Origin of the sequence: Methanoregula sp. (assembly GCF_003170075.1) — an archaeon.
In the GTDB taxonomy this organism is placed as follows: domain Archaea; phylum Halobacteriota; class Methanomicrobia; order Methanomicrobiales; family Methanospirillaceae; genus Methanoregula.
Map to the genome: position 1 here is coordinate 1 of NZ_PMZU01000024.1, position 4,559 is coordinate 4,559.

The window sequence follows — 4,559 nt, forward strand, 5'->3', positions numbered from 1 at the left end:
ACCTCAATCTTTACGATAAGGTGACAAATGAATCAATACGGACAGAACACAATCGGTAACGGAGCACAGATTTTTGAACCTGTCATCCTCGGGTTCCCGTCACGGGAGTTCCTGGGTAAAAAAAAGTACCCGGGAACTGTCATCGGGAATAACGCTGTATTGCGGACAGGGACCGTCATCTATTGTACCGTTACTATCGGGGATAATTTTTCCACCGGCCACAATGTAATAATCCGTGAGAAGACGACAATCGGCAATAATACTGCGATCGGGACTTCCACGATTATTGAGGGAAATTGTGCGATCGGCAGCAATGTGCGAATCCAGAGCATGGTATTTATCCCTACGAATACTGAAATCGGGGACGGCGTTTTTATCGGGCCGAACTCGATCCTGACAAACGATCGCTATCCCCCCTTCGGCATACCTGAACTCAAAGGACCGATCTTAGAGGATAATGCGACCATCGGGGGCAATGTCACCATCCTGCCGGGAGTCCGCATAGGAAAATGTGCAGCGGTGGCTGCGGGATCTGTGGTGACAAAAGATGTACCGGCCGGCATGCTCGCACTTGGTTCACCCGCCCGGTTCCGTGCGCTCCCAAAAGAGATGAGACGATCATGATGCAGATCCCCATAGCCCAGCCACGGGCGGGTGAAGAAGAGATAGCAGCAGTGACCCGGGTCCTGCGCTCCGGTATGCTGGCCCAGGGTCCCGAGGTCGCAGCGTTTGAAGAAAAATTTGCCAGGTACTGCGAAGCCCGGCATGCGATTGCCGTGAATAATGGTACTGCAGCGCTTCATGCAGCACTGGCTTCGGCAGGAATCGGTGCCGGGGACGAGGTTATTGTCCCCTCGTTTTCCTTTATTGCAACGGCAACCTGCGTGTCGATGTGCGGGGCCCGGCCGGTTTTCGCTGACGTTGACCCGGATTATTTTACCATCGATCCGGAATCCGCCCATGCGTTGTTTACCCGGTCCACAAAAGCGGTCATCGGTGTGCACCTGTTCGGCCAGCCATTCGATGTAGATCCCATCAGGGAATTATGTCTGGACCATAATGCAATCCTTATCGAAGACGCGGCCCAGGCACATGGTTCTGTCTATAAAGGAAAAAAGGTCGGAGGACTCGGAAAAGCTGGATGCTTCTCCTTCTATCCCACGAAGAATATGACCACCGGCGAAGGGGGCATGGTTACCACCAATGATGCAGACTATGCTGCGAAGATCCGCCGTTTTATCAACCATGGCCAGAGTGAAAAATACCTCCACACATCCTTTGGCTATAATTACCGTATGACTGATATCGGGGCTGCGATCGGATCAGCACAGCTCAAAAAACTGGATGGCTTTAATAAAAGAAGGCTGCATAACGCCGATTACTATGACCGTCACCTGAAAAGAACCCGGATAGTACTGCCTGCCAGGAGAAAGGACTGCACGCATGTCTTCCACCAGTATGTTGTCAGGGTAACAAAGGAATTTAGCCTGACACGTGAACAACTTATGCAGGATTTAAAAGCAAAAGGGATAGGCACAGCGGTGCATTACCCGATCCCGATTCACCGCCAGCCGGTGTACCAGTCGGCCGATACATCATGCCCCGTTGCCCTGGAACTCTCAAGCGAAGTGATGAGCCTGCCGGTCCACCCGCTGGTAACGGATGAACAGCTGAAGTACATCTGCGATACGGTTAATGAGGTGATATAAATGGATGTCGGCGTTATTGGCGTTGGGGCGATGGGAAAAAACCATGCCAGGGTGTATTCAGAACTCAAATCCGCAGGTAACCTCCACCTATTTGACCTGAATACAAAGGCGTCTGAAGAACTGGGGAAGAAAGTTGATGCCCATGTTGCTTCGTCGATGGATGAGCTCCTGGATTCCTGTGAAGCCGTCAGCATCTGTGTTCCTACCCCGTTTCATCACGATGTTGCACAAAAGGTTTTTTCTGCCGGAGTCCATGCCCTGATCGAGAAACCGATCTGCCAGACATCAGCAGAGGCAGAAGCGCTGATCAAAACAGTCCCAAAGGACCTGACCGTCGGGGTGGGACACATTGAGCGGTTTAACCCGATCATCGATGAAATCCGGCGCATGATCCATAATCCTCTCTACATCGAGACAAAACGCCACAACCCGGCATCCGCCCGGGTCACCGGGACGTCGATCGTGGAAGACCTCATGATCCACGACATCGATGTCATCTTTAACCTTTTCCCGCAGGAAAAGTATTTTGTGAGAAGTTCCGGCACTCCCGATGTGTGCGGGGCGCTGTTTGCCATAAACGGAACAACAGTCTACATGTCGGCGAGCAGGAAATCCTCGAAGAAGATCCGGCTCATCTATATCGAGCAGGAGGACTGCACGATTGAAGGCGACTACATGAACCAGGAGATTGCCGTTTACCGGAAGCCCGGGCAGTACAATATTGAGCATGACCGGTATGTGCAGGAAAATATTATCGAGAAGGTGCTCGTGAACAAGCAGGAGCCGCTGAAGCGGGAACTCTCGACATTCCTCGAATGTGTCAAATCCGGCAAAAAATTCCCGGTTACCCCGGAGCAAGGCCTGTTCAACCTGCAGGTCTGCGAAAAAATTACCAGGAATTTTGTAAAGGCAGCATGATTATGTCCCGTTTGCTGGCATCGGAGATCGCCGAGCGCAAAGCGATCAAAAAGATCGGTGTTGTCGGTATGGGATATGTCGGCATTCCTGCCGCAATGCTGTTTGCGAACGCCCCGCAGTTTGACAAGGTGTACGGCTTCCAGCGTGCATCGGCAACATCCGGGTACAAAATCGCGATGCTCAACCGGGGCGAGAGCCCCTTAAAAGGCGAAGAACCGGGCCTTGAAGACCTGATCCGGCAGGTCGTCACTGCAGGAAACTTCGAATGTACTTCGGATTATTCGAAGATCTCGGAGCTTGACGCCGTCACGCTCTCCATCCAGACACCGTTTCTGAACAAGAAAGATCTCCTGCCGGATTTTTCCGCATTAAAAGACGGGCTGAAAAATGTGGGCCGCAACCTTCGCCCGGGGATGCTTGTTGTCCTGGAATCGACCGTGACCCCGGGAACAACGAACGGGCTTGCCCGGGAGATCCTGGAACAAGAGTCGGGCCTCAAAGCCGGGGTTGACTTTGCGCTGGCCCATGCACCGGAACGGGTGATGGTAGGAAGGCTCCTCCGCAATCTCCGGGAGCATGACCGGATCGTCGGGGGTATCGATGAGGCAAGCACGATCCGGGCAACGGAATTATATTCGCCCATCCTTACGAAAGGCCGGGTGATCCCGATGACCGCGACCGCAGCGGAAGTAACCAAGACTGCGGAAAATACGTTCCGGGACCTCCAGATCGCGGCCATCAACGAACTTGCCCTGTACTGCGAGGCAATGGGTATCAACGTATACGATGTCCGCGCCGGGGTCGACAGCCTCAAGGGCGAAGGGATCACCCGGGCCCTGCTCTGGCCGGGTGCGGGTGTCGGCGGCCACTGCCTGACCAAGGATACCTTCCACCTTGAGCGGGGCGTGCAGGTCCTAGGGAAGGGTCTCCTTGATTACCCGGCAGGAGAGCCCTCGCTCTATATTCTTGCCCGCCACATCAACGACTTCATGCCCGCACATATGCTCAACCTGACACAGCAGGGCCTGGAACGTGCGGGAAAACACCTCCGGGGGGCGAAGATAGCACTGCTCGGCTGGGCATTTATCGCAAATTCTGATGATGCCAGGGACCCCCCGTCAGAATCGTTCCGGGATCGTGCAACAGAGGCCGGGGCAACGGTTGCAGTCCATGATCCCTGGGTCACGTCCTCCCCCGGGGTTACTATCGAACACGATCTTGAAACGGTTCTTTCGCATGCGGATGCCGTGGTCGTCTTCACGGGTCATTCCCAGTACCAAAATTTCGATCCACTCGCGATCAGGAAGTTATGCGGAACTTCCCGGCCGGTGATTATTGATGGGAGGAACGTGATCGATCCGGATGCGTTTATTGCCGAGGGATTTGTTTACAAAGGTATCGGGCGCGGGGACAAGAACGGGCATGCGATTGTGGAGATCTGATCCATAGAGATTATTTCCATAATGAGCGCCCGTCCGTATTTCAATGAACCGGAGAGGACCGGAATATCCGCCACACCCGGATCGTTTCTCTCGTTTTCCTTTGGGGTCTCTCCTGATACCCCCGGATCCAGCCTTGTTCTGGGCCCGGACGGGGATGTCTGTACCGGGAAAAAAAGCCCGTATCGGGCTCCGATTGCCGGATTCACGCTCCAGAAAACCCCGTAAAACGCCCGGATTTGGGTGTGATCCGGGAGTCTTCAATTTGGGGTTTTTTTGAGAAAATGCCGCCGTATTGTCCCCCGATTTTGACCCCCAAAATATGGGTGAGTTTTGGTTTTGGGCATACTTGGAGTCTCTCAAGGGGACATCTGCCACGGAAAGGGCCCTGGCGGCCTTCTAATGCGGGGGTCAAAATCGGGCGGTTTTTCGGGCCCGGTTTGCCGGGAAAACGGGGATTTAAGGGTGGATTTCCACGACGGAGGGTCGTGAG

4 protein-coding genes are annotated in these 4,559 nt (G+C 53.9%); all 4 read left to right on the plus strand.

Features of this window, described 5'->3' with window-relative positions:
• The first annotated feature begins 27 nt into the window (after nt 1-27).
• Genes QZN75_RS02450 through QZN75_RS02465 form a run of 4 tightly spaced genes read left to right on the plus strand, consistent with a single transcriptional unit; the run spans nt 28 to nt 4,069 of the window.
• Nucleotides 28-624, plus strand: coding sequence for an acyltransferase (locus QZN75_RS02450; protein ID WP_292424290.1), 597 nt, complete (start codon nt 28-30; stop codon nt 622-624).
• Nucleotides 624-1,709 (plus strand): DegT/DnrJ/EryC1/StrS aminotransferase family protein, encoded by a 1,086-nt coding sequence (locus QZN75_RS02455; protein WP_292424296.1) that lies wholly within the window; start codon nt 624-626, stop codon nt 1,707-1,709. The genes QZN75_RS02450 and QZN75_RS02455 overlap by 1 nt, the downstream gene beginning before the upstream one ends.
• Nucleotides 1,710-2,627 (plus strand): Gfo/Idh/MocA family protein, encoded by a 918-nt coding sequence (locus QZN75_RS02460; RefSeq protein ID WP_292424292.1) that lies wholly within the window; start codon nt 1,710-1,712, stop codon nt 2,625-2,627.
• 2 nt (nt 2,628-2,629) lie between these two features.
• A complete protein-coding gene (locus QZN75_RS02465; protein WP_292424294.1) occupies nt 2,630-4,069 on the plus strand; it encodes a nucleotide sugar dehydrogenase in 1,440 nt (479 codons plus the stop codon).
• Nucleotides 4,070-4,559: the final 490 nt, after the last annotated feature.

Excerpts from the sequence above, each read along its gene's own strand:
- QZN75_RS02450 (WP_292424290.1), top strand. The coding sequence starts at position 28 with ATGAATCAATACGGACAGAACACAATCGGTAACGGAGCACAGATTTTT.
- QZN75_RS02455 (WP_292424296.1), top strand. The coding sequence starts at position 624 with ATGCAGATCCCCATAGCCCAGCCACGGGCGGGTGAAGAAGAGATAGCA.
- QZN75_RS02460 (WP_292424292.1), top strand. The coding sequence starts at position 1,710 with ATGGATGTCGGCGTTATTGGCGTTGGGGCGATGGGAAAAAACCATGCC.
- QZN75_RS02465 (WP_292424294.1), top strand. The coding sequence starts at position 2,630 with ATGTCCCGTTTGCTGGCATCGGAGATCGCCGAGCGCAAAGCGATCAAA.